Annotated in this window: 17 protein-coding genes; 8 read left to right on the top strand and 9 right to left on the bottom strand. The window is 70.2% G+C overall.

The features are described from left to right. Positions 1 to 23: 23 nt before the first annotated feature. Positions 24 to 1,187, bottom strand: a complete 1,164-nt coding sequence (locus JOM49_RS25195; protein ID WP_209666706.1) for a TetR/AcrR family transcriptional regulator — start codon at positions 1,185 to 1,187, stop codon at positions 24 to 26. Positions 1,188 to 1,366: 179 nt separating this feature from the next. Between JOM49_RS25195 and JOM49_RS25190 the strand changes: the two genes are divergently transcribed. Next, positions 1,367 to 2,923 carry an AMP-binding protein gene (locus tag JOM49_RS25190; RefSeq protein WP_209666705.1) on the top strand — a complete coding sequence of 519 codons (1,557 nt, stop codon included), beginning with the start codon at positions 1,367 to 1,369 and terminating at the stop codon, positions 2,921 to 2,923. A 203-nt stretch (positions 2,924 to 3,126) separates the two neighbouring features. Next, a complete protein-coding gene (locus JOM49_RS25185) occupies positions 3,127 to 4,326 on the top strand; it encodes an oxygenase MpaB family protein (protein ID WP_209666704.1) in 1,200 nt (399 codons plus the stop codon). Between the two features lie 37 nt (positions 4,327 to 4,363). On the opposite strand, the gene JOM49_RS25180 is transcribed toward JOM49_RS25185, so the two are convergent. Beyond that, entirely contained in the window at positions 4,364 to 4,771 is a 408-nt protein-coding gene (locus tag JOM49_RS25180; RefSeq protein WP_209666703.1) for a hypothetical protein, read from the bottom strand. A 315-nt stretch (positions 4,772 to 5,086) separates the two neighbouring features. On the opposite strand from JOM49_RS25180, the gene JOM49_RS25175 reads away from it, so the two are divergent. Continuing rightward, positions 5,087 to 5,386: a hypothetical protein gene (locus JOM49_RS25175; RefSeq protein WP_209666702.1), complete on the top strand. Its 300-nt coding sequence runs from the start codon at positions 5,087 to 5,089 to the stop codon at positions 5,384 to 5,386. A 9-nt stretch (positions 5,387 to 5,395) separates the two neighbouring features. Here JOM49_RS25175 and JOM49_RS25170 read toward each other — a convergent pair whose 3' ends face one another. Beyond that, a complete protein-coding gene (locus JOM49_RS25170) occupies positions 5,396 to 6,139 on the bottom strand; it encodes an AraC family transcriptional regulator (protein WP_209666701.1) in 744 nt (247 codons plus the stop codon). A gap of 54 nt (positions 6,140 to 6,193) precedes the next feature. Between JOM49_RS25170 and JOM49_RS25165 the strand changes: the two genes are divergently transcribed. Continuing rightward, positions 6,194 to 7,342 carry an MFS transporter gene (locus JOM49_RS25165; protein ID WP_209666700.1) on the top strand — a complete coding sequence of 383 codons (1,149 nt, stop codon included), beginning with the start codon at positions 6,194 to 6,196 and terminating at the stop codon, positions 7,340 to 7,342. Here JOM49_RS25165 and JOM49_RS25160 read toward each other — a convergent pair. Together JOM49_RS25160 and JOM49_RS25155 are read right to left on the bottom strand one after the other, a co-directional pair. Beyond that, the gene (locus tag JOM49_RS25160; protein ID WP_209666699.1) at positions 7,339 to 7,899 is read right to left on the bottom strand and encodes a dihydrofolate reductase family protein; all 561 of its coding nucleotides are present in this window, start codon (positions 7,897 to 7,899) and stop codon (positions 7,339 to 7,341) included. The genes JOM49_RS25165 and JOM49_RS25160 overlap by 4 nt on opposite strands. An 84-nt stretch (positions 7,900 to 7,983) precedes the next feature. Further along, positions 7,984 to 8,664, bottom strand: a complete 681-nt coding sequence (locus tag JOM49_RS25155) for a TetR/AcrR family transcriptional regulator (RefSeq protein ID WP_209666698.1) — start codon at positions 8,662 to 8,664, stop codon at positions 7,984 to 7,986. Positions 8,665 to 8,730: 66 nt separating this feature from the next. Between JOM49_RS25155 and JOM49_RS25150 the strand changes: the two genes are divergently transcribed. Further along, positions 8,731 to 9,840, top strand: a complete 1,110-nt coding sequence (locus JOM49_RS25150; RefSeq protein WP_209666697.1) for an FAD-dependent oxidoreductase — start codon at positions 8,731 to 8,733, stop codon at positions 9,838 to 9,840. A 10-nt stretch (positions 9,841 to 9,850) separates the two neighbouring features. Here JOM49_RS25150 and JOM49_RS25145 read toward each other — a convergent pair whose 3' ends face one another. From JOM49_RS25145 to JOM49_RS44145, 4 genes are all read right to left on the bottom strand, one after another. After that, positions 9,851 to 10,288 carry a type II 3-dehydroquinate dehydratase gene (locus tag JOM49_RS25145; RefSeq protein ID WP_209666696.1) on the bottom strand — a complete coding sequence of 146 codons (438 nt, stop codon included), beginning with the start codon at positions 10,286 to 10,288 and terminating at the stop codon, positions 9,851 to 9,853. Then, positions 10,242 to 11,072 carry a citryl-CoA lyase gene (locus tag JOM49_RS25140; RefSeq protein ID WP_209666695.1) on the bottom strand — a complete coding sequence of 277 codons (831 nt, stop codon included), beginning with the start codon at positions 11,070 to 11,072 and terminating at the stop codon, positions 10,242 to 10,244. The genes JOM49_RS25145 and JOM49_RS25140 overlap by 47 nt, the downstream gene beginning before the upstream one ends. Continuing rightward, complete coding sequence (locus JOM49_RS25135; protein WP_209666694.1) at positions 11,069 to 12,250, bottom strand: CaiB/BaiF CoA transferase family protein; 1,182 nt, start codon at positions 12,248 to 12,250, stop codon at positions 11,069 to 11,071. Before JOM49_RS25135 ends, JOM49_RS25140 begins: the two co-directional genes overlap by 4 nt. A 61-nt stretch (positions 12,251 to 12,311) precedes the next feature. Continuing rightward, entirely contained in the window at positions 12,312 to 13,127 is an 816-nt protein-coding gene (locus JOM49_RS44145; protein WP_209666693.1) for an IclR family transcriptional regulator, read from the bottom strand. 148 nt (positions 13,128 to 13,275) lie between these two features. Between JOM49_RS44145 and JOM49_RS25125 the strand changes: the two genes are divergently transcribed. The 3 genes from JOM49_RS25125 to JOM49_RS25115 are packed head-to-tail and all read left to right on the top strand — an operon-like array spanning position 13,276 to position 17,690. Then, positions 13,276 to 14,754 (top strand): aldehyde dehydrogenase family protein, encoded by a 1,479-nt coding sequence (locus tag JOM49_RS25125; protein WP_209666692.1) that lies wholly within the window; start codon positions 13,276 to 13,278, stop codon positions 14,752 to 14,754. Then, the gene (locus JOM49_RS25120) at positions 14,751 to 16,484 is read left to right on the top strand and encodes a thiamine pyrophosphate-binding protein (protein ID WP_209666691.1); all 1,734 of its coding nucleotides are present in this window, start codon (positions 14,751 to 14,753) and stop codon (positions 16,482 to 16,484) included. Before JOM49_RS25125 ends, JOM49_RS25120 begins: the two co-directional genes overlap by 4 nt. Before the next feature lie 48 nt (positions 16,485 to 16,532). Further along, the gene (locus JOM49_RS25115) at positions 16,533 to 17,690 is read left to right on the top strand and encodes an ABC transporter substrate-binding protein (RefSeq protein WP_209666690.1); all 1,158 of its coding nucleotides are present in this window, start codon (positions 16,533 to 16,535) and stop codon (positions 17,688 to 17,690) included. Position 17,691: the final 1 nt, after the last annotated feature.

Here is a 17,691-nt window from a genome sequence, read left to right as displayed (position 1 = left end):
CGTCGGGCGCGGAGTCTGCCGCGTCAAACACCCAGCGCACCGACGAGCAGCGCGGCGACGGCGTCGCGGTGGCCGGGGCTGTCCTGCCACCGCAGGCGTCGCCCGGCCTCGACCACGACGCCGAACCCGGCGTGCACCAGCACCCTGGCCTGGCGGGAGTCGAGTTCCGGCCGGGCCGCTCGCAGTAGCTGCTCCCAGACGGCGATGTGCTCGCGTTGCGCGGTGACCAGGGGCCGCCGCAGGTTCGACGGCAGGCCGACCAGTTCGGCGTTCGCGACGCTGGTGAGTGCGGTGTGCTCGAAGCTGTAAGCCACGTAGGTCGCGGTCAGCGCGGCCACGGCGTCATGCGGATCGGTGACCCCGCCCAGGTTCTGTTCCACCGCCTGCGCCAGCAGTCCCGCGGCTTGGAGGCAGGCCGCGGCCAGGATGTCGGCCTTGCCCGGGAAGTAGCGGTAGAGGGCGGACGGGACCAGCCCGACGGCCTCGGCGATCTTGGCGTTCGTGACGTTGGCGAAACCGTCCTTTTCGAACAGCGCGATCGCGGCTTCCAGGATCTCCGAACGTCGCGTGCGGGCCACGGGCCGGCTGGGCAGTTCGACCAGGTGCGCGCCGCCGGTCGCCGCCGCGGGGTCGGTCGCGACCACCCGCGTGGCGGACGCCACCAGCAGTTCCTCGAGCCGCCGCTGCGCGATCGAGACGCGGTGCATCGTGATGGACCCGATCACGCCGAGAGCCGCCGCGGCCCGCAGGTGTTCCTCGGGCAGCGGGTATTCGGTTCGCGCCACCTCGGTCACCCGCTCGACGATGTGCCCGAACTTCGCCGCGAGCACGTGCCGGTCCTCCTTCTCGAGGAACCGGGCCTCCCACCGGTACAGCCCACCCGACGCGCGGTGGGTGACCGTGAGCTGGGTGGCGGCGGTGAGCACCTCCGCCAGGGTCCCCTCGGGCGGCACACCGTCGATCGCGGCGACGAGCCGGTCCACCATGACGTTCGCGCACTCGGCGAACAACGCGTACTTGTTCGGGAAGTGCCGGTATAGGGCCGCCGCGGTGATGCCCACCCCGGCGGCGATCTCCTCCATGGACGCCGCGTGGTAGCCGCGGTCGCTGAACACCCGGCCCGCCGCCTCGACGATGAGCTGCTTGCGGTTGCGTGGTCGAACGGCCGCCGGGGATCCGGCGGTCACCGCGGCACCCCGGCGAACGGGCGCGAGTACGAGGCCATACGCGTCAGTCAACCACGGAACGCCCCGGTACCGGCAGCGGCGGGCCTCGCGTGACTCTCCATTAACTTTTTCTTCCCGAACCAAGGTCTGACCCGGCATAATGACGCCGCTCGACGTTCAGCTCACCGAGGAGTGGCCCCATGTCGAACGATGCGGTTCCCGCCTGGTCCTTCCGCCACCACTGGATGGCGCACACCGCGACGCACGCGATGATGCGGCCGGACAAGCCCGCGCTGCGCTACCTCGGTAACACCACCACCTGGGCGCAGCTCTCGCGGCGGTCCCGGCAGCTCGCCGCCGCGCTCGCGGGCCGGGGTGTCACCGAGGGCGACCGCGTGGCGCTGCTGACCCTGAACCACCCGTGGTTCGTCGAGAGCGTGTTCGCGGCGAACAGCCTGGGCGCCATGGCCGTCCCGCTCAGTTTCCGGCTCGCGCCGCTGGAGCTCGACTACATCCTGGCCGACTGCACCCCGTCGGCGGTCGTCGTCGACGCGCGGCTACTGCCCCTGCTCAAGGCCGCCCCGGCCGCCGCGTCGATCGGCACGGTGATCGTCATCGGCGAGCCGGAGGCGGCCGACCAGCTCGCGTACGAGGAGTTCCTGGCGGTCCACGAGCCGATCGAGCTGCCCGACGTCAGCGAGGAGTCGATCGCGCTGATCATGTACACCTCGGGCACCACCGGCCGCCCGAAAGGGGTGCTGCTGTCCCACCGCAACCTGCAGTTGCAGGCGCTCACCTGCATCCGGGCGATGAAGATGTCCGACGACTCCGACGTCGGTTTCCTGACCGCGCCCTTCTTCCACATCGCCGGGCTCGGGTCGATCGTGGCGAACATCCTGATCGGCGGCACGGTGGTGATCCACCCGCTCGGCGCGTTCGACCCGAAGGCCGTGCTCGACGCGTACGAACGCGAGGGGGCGACCGTGGTGTTCAACGTGCCGCAGCAGTGGGACCTGCTCTGCGCCCAGCCGGACATCGACCGGCGTGACCTGAAGCTGCGGGTCATCAGCTGGGGAGCCGCGCCCGCGAGCGACTCGACCCTGCGGGCCATGGCCGAGAAGTTCCCCGGCGCGCTGAACGTGGCCGTGTTCGGCCAGACCGAGACCTCGCCGATCACCTGCGTGCTCAGCGGCGAGGACTCGCTGCGCAAGCTCGGTTCCGTCGGCAAGCCGATCCCGACCCTCCAGTACCGCGTCGTGGACGACGCCATGAACGACGTCGCGATCGGCGAGGTGGGCGAGATCGTCTACCGGGGCCCCACCGTGACGCAGGGGTACTGGAAGAAGCCGCAGGAGACCGAGGAGGCGTTCGCCGGTGGCTGGTTCCACTCCGGCGACCTGGTCCGGCAGGACGAGGAAGGGTTCGTCTGGGTGGTCGACCGCAAGAAGGACATGATCATCAGCGGCGGTGAGAACATCTACTGCGCCGAGGTCGAGAACGCCGTGGCCGCGCACCCGGCGGTGCGGGAGGTCGCCGTGCTCGGCCGGGCCGATGAGCGCTGGGGCCAGGTGCCGGTCGCGTTCGTCTCCCTCTATGGCCCCCTCGCGCTGCCGGAGCTGACCGCCTTCCTCGACGGGCGGCTTGCCTCGTTCAAGCGGCCCAAGGACCTCGTGGTCGTCGCCGAGTTGCCCCGCAACGCGGGCGGGAAGGTGGTCAAGGGCGAACTGCGGGCGATGGACGAGAAGCTGGCGCGGTGAATCGCCGGGGGCGGCAGGAGCACCGCCGCGGCGCCCATCCCACCGCCGCCGACCCGGATCGCCGTCGCGGACCGATTCAGCTTCGAGAGGCCCTTGCCGACGGGCGGCTCGCGTCGCTATGTTAACGACGAGTCTCACATCGGATCAGGCCGCGACAGCTTGCGAAACCACACTCCTACCTATCGAGGAAGCTAGGTAAGTAAATGAGCAGTCTCAGCAGGAGGAACGTACTGTCGCTCGGCGTCGCGCTGGGCCTGGTGGGGGCGGCGGGGGTTGTCCCCGGCTTGGCTTCGGCGAGCGCCGCGGCCGCCGGGACCGACCCGTGGTGGGCGTGGGACGACGAGATCGACGGCATCATGGCCGGGATTCTCGACAACGGCGGGGTTCCGGCGGTCAACACCGCGATCAAGCCGTGGGTGAACAACAACCACGCGCTGCCGAGCGGCCTGCCGGGCAACCTCTCCGCCTACCTCGCGAAGACCAACAAGCTCCCCGCCTGGGCCGATCGGGACAAGCTGCGCCTGGCCGCCGACTTCAACCGGCGCAAGGACACCTACCTGTTCATGCTGTACGGCCTCGGCAGCGGCATCATGAGCACGGTCATCCCGCGCGAGGCCAAGTCGGTCTACTGGTCCGCAGGCGGGGCCGACATGAAGGACCGCGCGGCCAAGACGTTCACCTTCGGCTACGACCTGAGCGATCTGAACGCCTTCGAACCGAGCGGGCAGTTCGTGGTCACCGCCAACAAGACGCGCCTGGTGCACGCCGCGGTGCGGCATCTGCTGCCGCAGTCGCCGCACTGGTCGGCGGTGGCGGACGAGCCGGACCGGATCCCGATCAGCAACGGCGACATCCTGGTCACCTTCCACAGCCTCGGCACCTTCGTGCACAAGAAGATGAAGGACTGGCGCGTCCCGATGACGGCCGCGGAGGAGACCGCCTTCCTGCACTCGTGGCAGGTCGCCATCCACCTGCTCGGGGTGCGGCAGGAATTCATCCCGCAGACGTGGGCCGCCGCGTACGCGCAGTCGGAGCAGGTGCTCACGCCGATCCTCGCGCCGACGTTCGAAGGCAGGGAACTCGCCGAGGACCTGCTCGGCCTGACCGCGCAGATCGACCTGGGCGTCACCAGGGGTTTCCTCAACGAGTTCGTCCGCTACGTCCTCAGCGACGCGATCGGCGATTGGCTGGACCTGCGCCGCGACTACGCCGCGGCGGCCCTAATCCGCACCGGATGGCCGGCCTACATCGCTTTCCGCGAAGGCCTGATCCCGGTGATGCCGGTCGGTTTCTACTTGTTCGACCAGTTGATCCGCTCGATCGCGATGCTGTTCCTCAACAACGCCGGCTCACCGACGACCACGCCCATCACCATCCCGACCGGGAACCGGCCGGGCGCCTGATCACCGTGGCGCCGGCAGGGCGAGACGAAAAGGAGGCTCACGCCAGCGGCCCGCAAAACGCGGCGTCCTGACTCACCGGGAGGAGTTTGTCGTCCGGAACCCACCCGGCCGTACCCCGTTCGAAGGCGGACACGTAGGTCCAGATCTGATTGTCGGCACCCGCGGTCCAGCAGTAGTAATCCAGCTTGTCACCGTGGTGGATGAGGGCGAGGTCGGCACACGAGTACGCCGAACCGCTTTGCGGGCCCAGGTTCCTGATCGCCTTCGGCCAAGCCCCCGAGGAGCCCTGGGTGTCCTTGTTCGGCGGGCGGGAACTACCGCACGGGTAGTGCTGGATCCCGGCTTCGCCCGCCGGTTCCGCACCGGCGGGCACGGCCGCGACCACCCCGCTGAACACCGTGAGCACAGCGGCCCCGCTCGCCACCAGGCTTTTGACTCCACGCATGATTCTCCTCCATTCGAATTGCATTGCCACGACACGCGAAATGGGCGGCAGAACAACATCACGGAAGGACTCCGCAAGGAAACAGCGATTTCCGGCACACGAAGTGCCCGTTACTTGATCGCCCCCTCGGCGATCGACACGACACCCTCCCCGGTGTTTCGTCGCGATACTCCGCCCGCGTTCCCGCGAAACCCAAGCTACCGCTGTCGCGAGATCAAGTAAACGATTTCTTATCCGACTTTCGTCGGGAGCGGTGAACGGTTTCGCACCCGGTTGGTGGCTGGCCTCGGAGGTCCGAGGGGGCAACGTGGTGGGATGCCCCGACGATCGACCACCGCGCTGGTCACCCTTTCGCTCGCCTTCGGCAGCCTGCTGCTCGTGCCCGCCACCGCGCAGGCGAGCGCGCCCACCTACCGGTGTCAAACCGCCACGCTGCACACGATCCTGGCCAACCAGCCGGTGATCGGCTCCCCGTGCACGGGCCCGGTCGGCCCGCAGCCACCCGGCTCGGTGCTCGACGAGTCGATGAACCGGCTCTACAGCTGCTACTACCTGGAGGGAAACGCCACCCCCACCGGCATGTACGTCTTCGGGAGCAGCTGCGAAGAGGTATAGGACCCGGGCTCACCGGTGGTGGTGGGTTCCCGGCGTGTGGCCGAAAGCCCGGCGGAAGACGTCGATGAACGCGCTGGTGGACGACCAGCCGCAGGTGTGCGCCACGGTGGTGACCGGTGTGCGGTCGGCCAGCAGGACGAGGGCGTGGTAGAGCCGCAGCTGGGTGCGCCACTGCGGGAAGCTCATGCCCAGCTCGGCTTTGCACAGCCGCGTCAGGGTGCGGTCGCTCGCGCCGACCTGGGCGCCGAGGGTGGCGAGGGTGCGGTTGTCTGCCGGATCGGCGTGCAGGATCGCGCACAGCGCCTTGAGCCGCGGATCGGCCGGCGCCGGCAGGTGGACGGGTTGTTGCGGCGCGGCACGGAGCTGGTCGAGCAGGACCGCCCGCAATCGTTGCCGCTCAGGGGAATCCTCGTGTGGTGCGCCCGTGTAGGCGAGGACCAGTTCCCGCAGCAACGGGGCGACGGTGAGCACGCTCGGCTCGGTCAGGCCCAGCGGGTTGTCCGTCGCGGGCAGGCCCACCAGGTGCAGTTCGAGCTCGCCGTGCGCGTGGTGGGCGTGGACGGTCCCGGCCGGTACCCAGATGGCGCGGGTGGCCGGCGCGATCCACGAGCCGCGGTCGGTCGTGATGGCCAGCACGCCCTTCGCGGCGTAGACGATCTGGTGGTCGTCGTGCCGGTGCGCGCCGATGCCGGAACCGGCGAGCAGTGTCTGCGCCCGGGTCGGCGCGCGCGGAAGGTGGCGGATTTCCGTCATCAGGCGTCAGTTTATCGGAAGCGCGACACGGCCCGGACCGGCGAGCATGGCGGGGTGTGGCGGAACAAATCGATCATCCTGCTCTCGGCCGGGCACGCCTGCGTCGACGTCTACCAGGGCGCGGTGGCCTCGCTCGTGCCGTTCTTCATCGCCGAGCGCGCCTACGGCTATGCCGCGGCTTCGGGCATCGTGCTCGCGGCGTCCCTGCTGTCCTCGGTGGTGCAACCGCTGTTCGGCGCGCTGACCGACCGGTGGGCCATGCCGTGGCTGCTGCCGGTGAGCACGGTCCTGGGCGGGCTCGGCATCGCGCTCAGCGGGATCAGCGGTTCCTACGCGCTGACGCTGGCGTTCGTGGCGGTGTCCGGCATCGGCGTCGCCGCCTACCACCCCGAAGCCGCCCGCGTCGCCCGCGTCGTCAGCCGCGGCAGCCACACCGCCATGGGCTGGTTCTCCCTCGGCGGCAACCTGGGCTTCGCCGCCGCACCCGTCCTCGTCGCCGTCGTGCTCGTCGCCGGTGGGCTGCGACTGTCCCCGCTGCTCGTCGTCCCGGCCCTGGCCGGGAGCGTGCTGTGCCTGCCCGTGCTGCGTGCACTGGCCGCACCCGCACGCTCCGCGATCACCGCGGTGAAACCGCACCGAAGCGACGACGACCGGGCGTCCTTCCTGAGGCTGTCCCTCGCCGTGGTCTTCCGCTCGGTGGTGTTCGTGGGTCTCAGCGCGTTCATCGCGCTCTACGCCCAGCAGCGCACCGAGGGCGGTACCGCGGCGGGCACCGCCGCCCTGTTCCTCCTCTACCTCGGCGGAGCCGTCGGCACCGTCCTCGGCAGCAGGCTCGCCAACCGCTGGGACCGGATCACCGTCGTGCGCTGGTCGTACCTGGGCACCGTCGGCGCCGTCGCCGGCGTGGTGTTCGTTCCCGGCCCGGCCATCTACCTGTTCGTCGCGCTGGCCTCCGCCGGGCTCTACATCCCGTTCTCCCTGCAGATCACGCTCGCCCAGGACTACCTGCCCACCCGGGTCGGCACCGCCAGCGGCGTCACCCTCGGCCTGACCGTCAGCATCGGCGGGATCGCCAGCCCGCTCATCGGCACGGTCGCCGACCACGGTTCGCTGCAGCTCGCGCTCGCCCCGCTGGTCGCCCTGCCCGCGTTGAGCTGGCTCGTCATCCGCACCCTGCCCGAACCCAGCGCCCGGTACGGCTAGCGGAGCACCCGGTGGCGGAGGTGGACCACACCCGATTCGAAGGTGCGGGTGTCGACGAGTTCGAGATCCACCCGTCGCTCGCCCTGGGGGAAGAACGGCCGGCCGCCGCCGAGCAGCACCGGGAAGACCCGGACCAGGTACTCGTCGATCAGGTCCAGCGCGGCCGCCTCGGTGGCGAGGGTCGCGCCGCCGAGGGCGATGGAGCCCTCCCCCGGCTCGGCTCGCAACCGCTCGATCTCCTCGGCCAGGCTGCCGGACGCCAGGCGGGCTTGGCCCTGCACCGACGACAACGTGGACGAGAACACCACCTTGGGCAGCGGATTCCAGAGCCCGGCCCACTCGAGCCTCAGGTCGTCGAAGGTGTCCTGCTCGGCGGTCTCCCAGTACAGCATCGTCTCGTACAGCCGCCGCCCCAGCAGGTGGACGCCGACCTCCTTGATCTCCTCGATGGAATGGCGGAAGACCTCGTCGCTGGGCGTGGTCCAGTTGAAGCCGCCGTCCGGCCCGACGAAGTAGCCGTCCAGTGAAACGCCCATCGAATAGGTCACGCTGCGCATAGGTCCTCCTTGATCACGGGGTCGACACCTACGACCACCGAAGGCCGCGAAACTCATCGCGGATCGCCGGATTTTTTTTCCGGGCTATTTCCGCAGACGGGCTTCGATGCCGTCCAGCAGGAGGTCGAGGCCGAGCCGGAAGGTCTCGTCGGCGGTCAGGTGGACGGCATCGCGCACCACCGTGGCCAGCGCCGGGAGTTCACCGGTGTCGAGCTGCCGCTGCAGGTAGGGCCCGAGCGCGGCCTGCCAGCGCTTCTCGTCCATCCCGGTGGCCCGTTCGGCACGCCGCTCGGCGATTTCGCGGCGCACCGCGCCGATCACGTACGAGTCGACCGCGGTGACCAGCGGCATGGCGAGGTCCACGTCGACGCCGTCCAGCGCGGACAGCACGGCCTCTCCCCTGGCCAGCGCGTGCGGCCCGAGCTGGGGCCGTCCGCCGATCAGGTCGGCAAGCCATTCGTGCCGGAGAACCGCCTGCCGGGTGGTTTCGGCGAGGGAGCGCAGCACCTCACGCCAGTCGTCCCCGACCGGCCGGATTTCGGCGTAGACCGCGTCGAGCATGAGGTCGAGCAGCTCGTCCTTGGTGGCGATGTAGCCGTACAGCCGCATCGGCCCGACCTCCAGCGCCGCCGCGACCTTGCGCAGGGACACCGCCTCCAGGCCGTCCGCGTCGGCCAGCTGGATCGCCGCGCGCACGATCCGCTCCCGGCTCAACGGGGCCGGTACCGGTCGCTCGGGCGGCTCCGGCCGCTCCCACACCAACATGCGCAGACCTTACAACGCCTGTCGCGATACAGTGTATCGACAGATACGCCGTATTGAAGGAGAGCCATGACCATCGCCATCGTCGGAGCCGGCCTCGGCGGCCTGACCCTCGCCCGGATGCTGCACCTGAACGGCATCGACGCCGTCGTCTACGAGCGGGAGCCCGCACGCGATGCGCGCAGCCAGGGCGGCATGCTCGACATCCACTCCGGCCAGCGCGCGCTGCGCGAGGCCGGGCTGATCGACCAGTTCTACGAAATCGCCCGCGGGGAAGGCCAGGACATGCGCCTTCTCGAACCGGACGGAACTCTGCTGCTCCAAGAGAACACGCCCGACGACGCCCCACTCGCGCGACCCGAGGTCGACCGCGCCGATCTGCGTGACCTGCTGCTGGACTCGCTCCCCGAGGACGCGGTGCGCTGGGGCCGCGCGTTCGAGTCCGCCGGCGAAGGCGTGCTGCGTTTTACCGACGGCAGCAGTACGGCCTACGACCTGCTGGTCGGCGCGGACGGCGCGAACTCGCGGGTCCGTGCGCTGCTCACCGACGCCCGGCCGGCGCACATCGGCCAGAACTCCGTGGAGATCGGCATTCCCGACATCGACCGCACGTACCCCGACCTCGCGGCGATGGTCGGGCGCGGCAACTACTGGGTGCTCGGCGACGGGAAATCACTGGCGGCACAACGCAACGGCGACGGCCGCGTGCGCATCGGCCTCAACTTCTACCGCACCGGCGAGGACTTCTTCGCCACCAGCGGGATCCCGTTCGACGACCCGGCCGCCGCCCGGGCGCGGCTGATCGAACTGTTCGACGGCTGGGACGCCCGGTTCACCGCGCTGATCGCGGCCTGCGACGACACGGTCGCGCCACGGGCGCTCACCACGCTCCCGATCGGCCTGACCTGGCCGTCGGCCCCGGACGTCACGCTGGTCGGCGACGCCGCGCACCTGATGCCGCCGGTGGGGGAAGGCGCCAACATGGCCCTGCTCGACGGTGCCGTGCTCGGCCTGGCGCTGGCCGCGCACCCCGACGACTTTCCCGCCGCGGTCAAAGAATACGAACAGGAGATGTTCGAACGCACCAGCGCCGCCGCCCGGGACTCCGCGGAGATCCAGGAACTACTGGAAGCACCCGACGCCAGCCGGCGCATGCTCGCGTTCTTCCAGCCGAACTGAAAGCCGGTGATCACGGCTCACGCAGGCGGTGGACCAGGGCGTCCAGCGCCAGCGAGTAGCCACGCCAGCCCGCGCCTGCCAGGTACACGGCCGCGTGGGCGGCGAAGACGTCGGTCCGGTCCTTGCCGTCGTGCGCGTGCCACTGCGAGATGTGCACGACGGCGAACGGGCGGCCGGTGTCGAACAGCGCGTCGAGCCACGCGTAGCCGTAGGAAGCCAGGCCCGCGGGGTTCACCACGTACCCGTCGATGGCGGGTTGCCGGTCCTGGACCCATTCGGTGAGCGCGCCTTCGTGGTTCGACTGGAAGTGCAGCGCGGTCACGTCGAGCCTGGCCGCGGTCGCGTCGACGTCGCGGGTGATGTCGTCGAGGGTCGCGACCCCGTACTTGGCCGGGTCGCGTTCACCGAGGCGGTTGAGGTTCGGCCCGTGCAAGATCGCCAGTCGCATCGGTGGCGCCTCCTCGGTAGGTCGGCAGGATCGACCGCGGGATCGGCCCCTTGTTGCGACGGCCCTGCGTGGTCTCTTCCCACGCGTGCGCCAGGATTCCCACGCTCCGGCTGAGCACGAACAGGCCGCGGGCCAGCGGCGGCGGGAACCCCAGCTCGGCGTAGATCACCGCGGTGGCGCCGTCGATGTTCATCGGCACCGGTCTGCCGCGGCCGTGGTTCAGCCGTGCCTCGACGGCACGCGCGGCACGCACGTGCCGTCCCGCGACGACGCCGTCCTCGACGGCACGGTCGACGAGGGCGAGCAGCGGGGCTCGGCGTGGATCGACCGGGTGGAACCGGTGCCCGAACCCCGGCACGTAGCGGTGTTCGCTGATCGCCTGGGCGGTGGCCGCGTCGAGGGACTGCCCCGCGTCCTGCCGACTGACGATCTCGGTGAGCAGCTCGACGCACTGCTGCCCCGCTCCCCCGTGGGCGTCGCCGAGCGCGTTCACCCCGGAGGCCATGGCGTTGTTGATCCCGACCCCGCAGGTGGCGGTCATCCGGGCGATGGCGATGGACGGGGCCTGCGGGCCGTGGTCGACGGAGGCGACCATCGCCGCCTCCAGCAGCTCCGCCTCCCCCGGTGCGGGCGGCCCACCGCGGGTCATCAGCCAGATCGTCGCGACCAGCCCGGTGGAGCCGATGAGGTCCTGGATCGGCGCGCCCCGCAGCTCCAGCACCCCCGGCGCCATCCGGGTGATACCGGTCGCCCACCAGTCGGCGACCTCGGCGTCCGTGGTCATCGGCCGCCCCCGCCCCAGCGGTCGGCGAATTCCCCGGTCTGCGCGTTGTGCTCCCCCAGCAGGGGTGGCGCGCCCGTCGGCCGCAGGGGCGCGCCGTTGACCAGCACCCCGTTCCCGCTGGTGCGCACGACCCGGCCGGGGTCGCCGGGGAACGGCACGTCGGTGAAGAAACCGCGGTGCGCCAGCTGTTCGGACTCGACCGCCTGCGGCACGGTCAGGATGCGCGCCGCGGGGACACCGACAGCGGGCAGGAGTCGCTCCCATTCGACGGCGGTGCGCTTGCGCAGCTCACGGGTCAGTTCGGTGTTCAGCGCGTCCCGGTGTTCTTTGCGTGCTTCGCGGTCGGCGAACCTCGGATCGGTCATCAGGTCGGCCCGGTCGAGCAGCCCGCACAGCTTTTCGAACTGGACCTGCCGGTTGGCGGCGATGTTGAGCAGCCCGTCCGCGGTTTCGAAGGTGCCGGACGGCGCCGCGGTGGCGTTCTGCTGCCCGGTGGGAGCGGGCCGGACGCCACTGATGACGTAGTGCGAGACGGCCCAGCCCATCGCCGAGATCGACGCCTCGAGCATCGACAGGTCGAGGAAGCAGCCCTCGCCGGTCCTCGCCCGGCCGACCAGCGCCGCCGAGATCGACAACGCGGCCATCAACCCGCCGACCGTGTCGCAGACCGGGAACCCGACCCGCAGCGGCGCCGTGTCCTCGGTGCCGGTGATGCTCATCATCCCGGACAGCCCCTGGATGATCTGGTCGTAGGCGGGCGCCTGGCTCATCGGGCCGGTCTGCCCGAAACCGGTGATCGCGCAGTAGACGAGCCCCGGATTGATTTCGCGCAATCGACCCCAGTCGAATCCCAGCCGGGCGAGCACTCCGGCGCGGAAATTCTCGAGAAGAACGTCCGCGCCGCGCACCAAATGCTCGAATTCCGCGCGCTGTGCGTCATTCTTCAAATCCAGCTCGATCGATTTCTTACCCGCGTTCTGCGCGAGGAAGGAGGCGCCGACCCCGGACCGGTTCAGTTCGGCGTCCGGCCCGAGGTGCCGGGCCAGGTCACCGGATCCGGGTACCTCGACCTTGACCACCTCGGCGCCGAAGAGCGTCAGCTGGTAACTGCAGTAGGGGCCGGCCAGCACGTTGGTGAGATCGAGTACCCGGATTCCGTGCAACGGTGGTTTTTCCATGCGCCTGCTCCTTCGGCGAATGACGCGCAGAACTGAAAGGACACCGCACCGGCCGGGGGACCTACATGCGGAACGGGTGGTCGAAACCGCGCTCGGTCAGGTGCCCGGAAACCTCGATCAGCGCGGCGACGAATTCGGTGATGCGGTCGTCGGGGAACCGCACGGTCGGCCCGGACAGCGACAGTGCGGCGATCGCCGTGCCGGAGCGGCCGAAGACGGGCACCGCGACGGCGGACAGCCCCGTCTCTCGTTCACCGTGGCTGTAGGCGTAGCCGCGCTCGGTGGCCTCGTCGATCTGCGCGCGCAGGGCATCGAGGTGGTCCGGGCCGTACGGCGAGCTGCGGGCCACCCGGGAGAGGTGCGCGGAGTCGGAGTTCCGCAGCAGGATCTTCGACGAAGCACCCGCCCACAGCGGCAGTTCGTCACCGACGTGCACCACGTGGCGCAGGGGCTGCGGGCTTTCCTGCTGGGCGACGCACACGCGGTAGATGTCGCGGACGACGTAGAGGTTGACGGTCTCCCGCTGCCGCTGCGCGAGCCCGCGCATCAGTTCCTTGGTCTCCGGCGGGAGTTCCCAGCTGCTGCGGGCGAGGTGCGCCCAGCGCCACAGGCTCGGCCCGGCCAGGTAGCCCTTCGCCGTGGACCACAGCAGGCCGTTCTGCTCCAGGGTCTGCACGAGCCGGATCACCGTGGTCTTGGCGAGCCCGGTCGCCCGCACGATCTCGCCGATGGAGATCGCGGGCGTGGACTCGGTCAGCAGCGCCAGGATGTCGAAGGCGCGCTGCACGCTGCGCACGCCACCGGACTCGCCGACGTCGCCCGCATCAGGGACCTGCTCGGTACCCGCCGATTTGACCACGGTTTCCCCTCTTGCCACGACGATCCACCATCCTCACCGCTTCGCCTCCGCTCCGTCCAGTTTGTTCGATCCGGGACTTGCCAGCGAAAGGGGGCGAGCCGTACGTTACACCCAGTCCGTACAGCGGTCCAGTTGTACCGCTTGATGGTTCACGAGGAGAACTGTGGTGCTGACCGACGTTCTCGACCAAGCCAGAGCCGACTCGATCACCGAAGCACCGGCGTACGTGGCCGGGCAGTGGACCACGGAGGGCTCCCCCGTGGAGCGGGTCGGTCCGTACCTCCGCGAAGCCGTCTCACGCTCCTACCCCGCCTCCGCCGGACAGCTCGCGGCCGCAAGGGAATTCACCCGTACGGGAGCCCGGGCGGTCGTCGCGCTGGCACCGGCCACGAGAGCCGCGGTGCTCGACCGCGCCTCCGCTCTGGCGACCGAGCACCGCGCCGAGGTCGCCCGGCTCATCGCCCGCGAACTGGGGAAGCCGGTGAAGGACGGCCTGGGCGAAATGGACCGCGTGGCGGACACCTTCGCGGTATGTGCCGCCGAGGCCCGGCAACTCGGCGGCGAGACGTTGCCGGTCGCCGGCTGGGCTCGCGGCGTCGGGAACACCGCCTTCACCTACCGGGCGCCCGCCGGGGTGGCGCTGGCCATCACGCCGTTCAACGCACCGGCGAACCTGCTCGCGCACAAGCTCGGCGCCTCGTTCGCGGCGGGGAACACCACGCTGGTCAAGGCGCCGCCACAAGCGCCCGCCACCACCACCGCGATGGTCGCGCTGGTGCTCGAAGCGGGCATGCCACCCGAAGCGGTGCAACTGCTGCACGGCGATGGCGGCGTCGGCGCCGCGTTGTGCGCGGCCCCGGAGGTCAGCGTCATCAGCTTCACCGGCAGTCCCGAGACCGGTGCCGCCGTCGCCCGCGCCGCCGGGGCGAAGCGGCTCGTGCTGGAACTGGGCGGGAACGCGGCCACGATCGTCTGCGCGGACGCGGACCTCCCGCACGCGGCCAGGATCTGCGCCCGCACCGGCTACAGCAACTCCGGGCAGAGTTGCATCTCCGTGCAGCGCGTCTACGTCCAGCGGTCCCGGTTCGAGGAGTTCGTCGAGCTGTTCCGCGCCGAGGTCGCCGGGCTGACCGTCGGCGACCCGCTCGACCCGGCCACCGACGTCGGGTCCATGGTGGACGACGAGGCAGCCGCCCGCGTGGAGAAGTGGATCACGCAGGCCACCACTTCCGGGGCCCGGCTCGTCGCCGGTGGTGAGCGCGACGGCGCGACCCTGCGGCCCGCGGTGGTCGCCGACCCACCCGCCGACGCCACGCTCGTGACCGACGAGGTCTTCGGCGCGCTGGTCGCCGTGCTCCCCTACGACGACCTCACCGACGTCATCGAGACCTGCAACAGCAGCAGGTACGGGCTGCAGGCCGGCCTGTTCACCCAGGACCTCGCCACGGTGTTCCGCGCGTGGCGGGATCTGCAGGTGGGCGGCCTGATCGTGAACGGCTCGTCGAACTACCGGCTCGACCACGTCCCGTTCGGCGGGGTGAAGGACTCCGGCTTCGGACGGGAGGCACCGGCGCAGATGATCGACGACTACACCGTGGTCAAGACCCTGATCCTGCGAGGGCTGTCCATCTGGGGGCAGGGATGAGCGTCACCGCCGCGGAAGCACTGGTCAGCCAACTGGAGTCCTACGAAGTCGAGTACGTCTTCGGCACCTGCGGGCACACCAACATCGCCTTCCTGGACGCACTGGGCCGCAGCGGCATCCGGTTCGTCATCGCCAGGCACGAGCAGGCCGCCGCGCACGCCGCCGACGGGTACGCGCGCATGACGGGGAAACCCGGGGTGCTGCTGGTCCACGTGGGGCCGGGCATGATGAACGCGGTCACCGGCGTCGCGACGGCGGCGCTGGACTCGGTACCGCTGATCACCATCGCCGGGGACATCCCGTCCTACTACCACGGCCGGCACCCGCACCAGGAGGTCAACCTCCACGCTGACGCCGACCAGACCGCCATCTACGCGCCCTTCGTGAAGCGGGCGTGGCGCGCGCACCGGGCGGAGGACATCGCGCGGTTCACCGAGCGGGCGTTCTGGACGGCGACCTCCGGCAGGCCGGGCGCGGTCCTGCTGAACATCCCCATGGACCTGTTCTCGCGCCAGGTTCCGACGGGGTCGGCGTTCCCGCTCGTCAAGCACAGCCCCGCTCCTGCGCTGTCCACAAAGGACGCGGACCGGATGGCGGAACTGCTCGTCGACGCCGAGAAGCCGCTGATCTACCTCGGTGGCGGGCTGCGCGACGAGGCGGGCCGGGCGGCCCTGCTGCGGCTCGCCGAGCACCTGGACATCCCGATCGCGCACTCCCTGATGGCGAAGGGCGTCGTCGACGACCGGCACCCGCTGGTGATGGGCATGACCGGGTTCTGGGGGCTGGAGCTCACCAACAAGTACACCCGGGACGCCGACGTGGTCCTCGCGCTCGCGACCCGGTTCGCCGAGACCGACGCCAGCTCCTGGAACCCCGACTACACCTGGCAGTTCCCGCCCGCGCGGCTCATCCAGATCGACATCGACCCCGCGGAGATCGGCCGCAACTACCCGGTCGAGATCGGGGCGGTCGCGGACGCCGCGCTCGCGGTCGACGCCATCGCCTCCGCCGTGACCGCACGGAGTCCACAAGGGACGGATCGGCCGACGCTGCGTGAGAAGATCGCGGCCGAAAGGCAGGAGCTGTTCGGCGCGAGCCGGGAACGCGGCCGCAGCGACGACTTTCCGCTCCGGCCGGAGCGCATCCTCGCCGACCTGCGCGACGCGCTGCCCGCCGACGCGGTGCTCGTCACCGACGTCGGCTGGAACAAGAACGGCGTCGCGCAGTGCTACGAGCTGCCGCCGCAAGGCCGGTTCGTCACCCCGGGCGGACTCTCCACCATGGGTTTCGGCCCGGCCGCCGCGGTCGGGGTGCAGCTCGCCGAGCCGGACCGCGTGGTGGTCGCGCTGATCGGTGACGGCGGGCTGAGCGCCCAGCTGCCCGCCGTGCCGATGGCGGTCGAGCAGGGGCTGCCGGTGATCTTCCTGGTGATGAACAACCGGGCGCACGGCACGATCGCCGATCTGCAGGCCGCGAGCTTCGGCGCCAGCTACGGGTGCGAGTTCACCGACGCCGACGGCAACCCCTACTCCCCCGACTTCGCCGCCTACGGCCGGGCGTGCGGCGCCGACGGTTACCTCGTCGGGAAACCGGCGGACCTGGCCGAGGCGCTGCGGACCGCGATCGAAAGCCGCCGGACCTCGGTGCTCGACGTGCCGATGGTGAACGAGCCCGTGCCCACGCCCGGCCATTGGAACATCAAGGACATCTACCGAGGCGCCTTCGACTGAGTCCCCCTGCTGATCTCCCCACTTGAATCCACAACGAGGTGACGATTCATGCACAGATCACGAACCACGATGCCAGTGCTCGTATCCGCCGTGCTCGCCCTCGCGGCGAGCACCGCGTGCAGCGCCCCGGGGAGCACTTCGTCCTCAGGCGGTGACACCAGCGGCCCGCTGAAGATCGCGGTGGTCAACGCGCAGAGCGGGCAACTCAGCTCGCTCGGCCAATGGGAGTGGAAGGGCGCGAAACTCGCCGCCGACGAGTGGAACGCCAAGGGCGGTATCAACGGCCGTCAGATCGAGCTGGGCCTGTTCGACGACCAGGGCGATCCCACGGTGGGCACGAACCTGGCCCGCAAAATCTCCAGCGAGGGTTTCGTGGCGATGATCGGGACCGCGGAGAGCGCGGTGACCGTCGCGATGATCCCGATCCTGCAGCAGTCGAAGATCCCGAACATCACCTCCGGGCAGTCGCCAGCGATCGCGGCCGCGAAGAGCCCGTTCGCCTTCTACAACGGGCCGACGAGCGACACCTACGACGAAACGCTCGCCCAGTACCTCGTGGACCGCAAGGGCGCCAAGAACATCGCGCTCATCTCCAACAACGGTTCGTACGGCAAGGGTGAGAAGGAAGCGTTCACCAAGGCACTGGCCGACCGCGGCATCACCCCGGTGGACGACCAGGTGGTCACCACCGACCAGAAGGACTTCAGCGCCGCGCTGACCGCCGTCCGGCAGAAGGCCCCCGACGCGTTGTTCGTCGGCGCCGAGGAGGTGGCGGCGGGCCTGATCGTCAAGCAGGCCAGGGAGTTGGGCATCACGGCGACGATCGCGGGCGCGGCACCGATGGGCACACCGGTGTACCTGGAGACCGCGGGGGCGGCGAACGCGGAAGGCACCGTGGTCAGCTCGCCGTACCTGAGCAACGAAACCGACGACGCGTCCCGCGCGTTCGCCAAGGCCTACCAGGGCGCCCACGGTGAAGAGGCCGAACTGCACGGCGCGAAGGCATACGACGGCGCCAACATCGTGTTCACCGCGTTGATGAACAGCAACGGGGCCACCGGTCAGGCCCTCGCCGACGCGATCCGCGCGACCAAGTACGACGGGCTGCTCGGGAACTTCGAATTCGACGAAAGCGGTGTCGGCATCCACACCACCTCGATCGGCGTCATCACCGCCGGCCGGCTCGTCGCCGAATCTGCCGGCTGAG

Origin of the sequence: Amycolatopsis magusensis, from assembly GCF_017875555.1 — a bacterium.
GTDB classification, from domain to species: Bacteria; Actinomycetota; Actinomycetes; order Mycobacteriales; family Pseudonocardiaceae; genus Amycolatopsis; species Amycolatopsis magusensis.
This window is presented reverse-complemented; position numbering and strand designations above follow the sequence as displayed.

Coding starts and splice junctions, on each gene's coding strand:
- JOM49_RS25190 (WP_209666705.1), top strand. CDS start 1,367: ATGTCGAACGATGCGGTTCCCGCCTGGTCCTTCCGCCACCACTGGATG.
- JOM49_RS25185 (WP_209666704.1), top strand. CDS start 3,127: ATGAGCAGTCTCAGCAGGAGGAACGTACTGTCGCTCGGCGTCGCGCTG.
- JOM49_RS25180 (WP_209666703.1), bottom strand. CDS start 4,771: ATGCGTGGAGTCAAAAGCCTGGTGGCGAGCGGGGCCGCTGTGCTCACG.
- JOM49_RS25175 (WP_209666702.1), top strand. CDS start 5,087: ATGCCCCGACGATCGACCACCGCGCTGGTCACCCTTTCGCTCGCCTTC.
- JOM49_RS25170 (WP_209666701.1), bottom strand. CDS start 6,139: ATGACGGAAATCCGCCACCTTCCGCGCGCGCCGACCCGGGCGCAGACA.
- JOM49_RS25160 (WP_209666699.1), bottom strand. CDS start 7,899: ATGCGCAGCGTGACCTATTCGATGGGCGTTTCACTGGACGGCTACTTC.
- JOM49_RS25155 (WP_209666698.1), bottom strand. CDS start 8,664: ATGTTGGTGTGGGAGCGGCCGGAGCCGCCCGAGCGACCGGTACCGGCC.
- JOM49_RS25150 (WP_209666697.1), top strand. CDS start 8,731: ATGACCATCGCCATCGTCGGAGCCGGCCTCGGCGGCCTGACCCTCGCC.
- JOM49_RS25145 (WP_209666696.1), bottom strand. CDS start 10,288: ATGCGACTGGCGATCTTGCACGGGCCGAACCTCAACCGCCTCGGTGAA.
- JOM49_RS25140 (WP_209666695.1), bottom strand. CDS start 11,072: ATGACCACGGACGCCGAGGTCGCCGACTGGTGGGCGACCGGTATCACC.
- JOM49_RS25135 (WP_209666694.1), bottom strand. CDS start 12,250: ATGGAAAAACCACCGTTGCACGGAATCCGGGTACTCGATCTCACCAAC.
- JOM49_RS25120 (WP_209666691.1), top strand. CDS start 14,751: ATGAGCGTCACCGCCGCGGAAGCACTGGTCAGCCAACTGGAGTCCTAC.
- JOM49_RS25115 (WP_209666690.1), top strand. CDS start 16,533: ATGCACAGATCACGAACCACGATGCCAGTGCTCGTATCCGCCGTGCTC.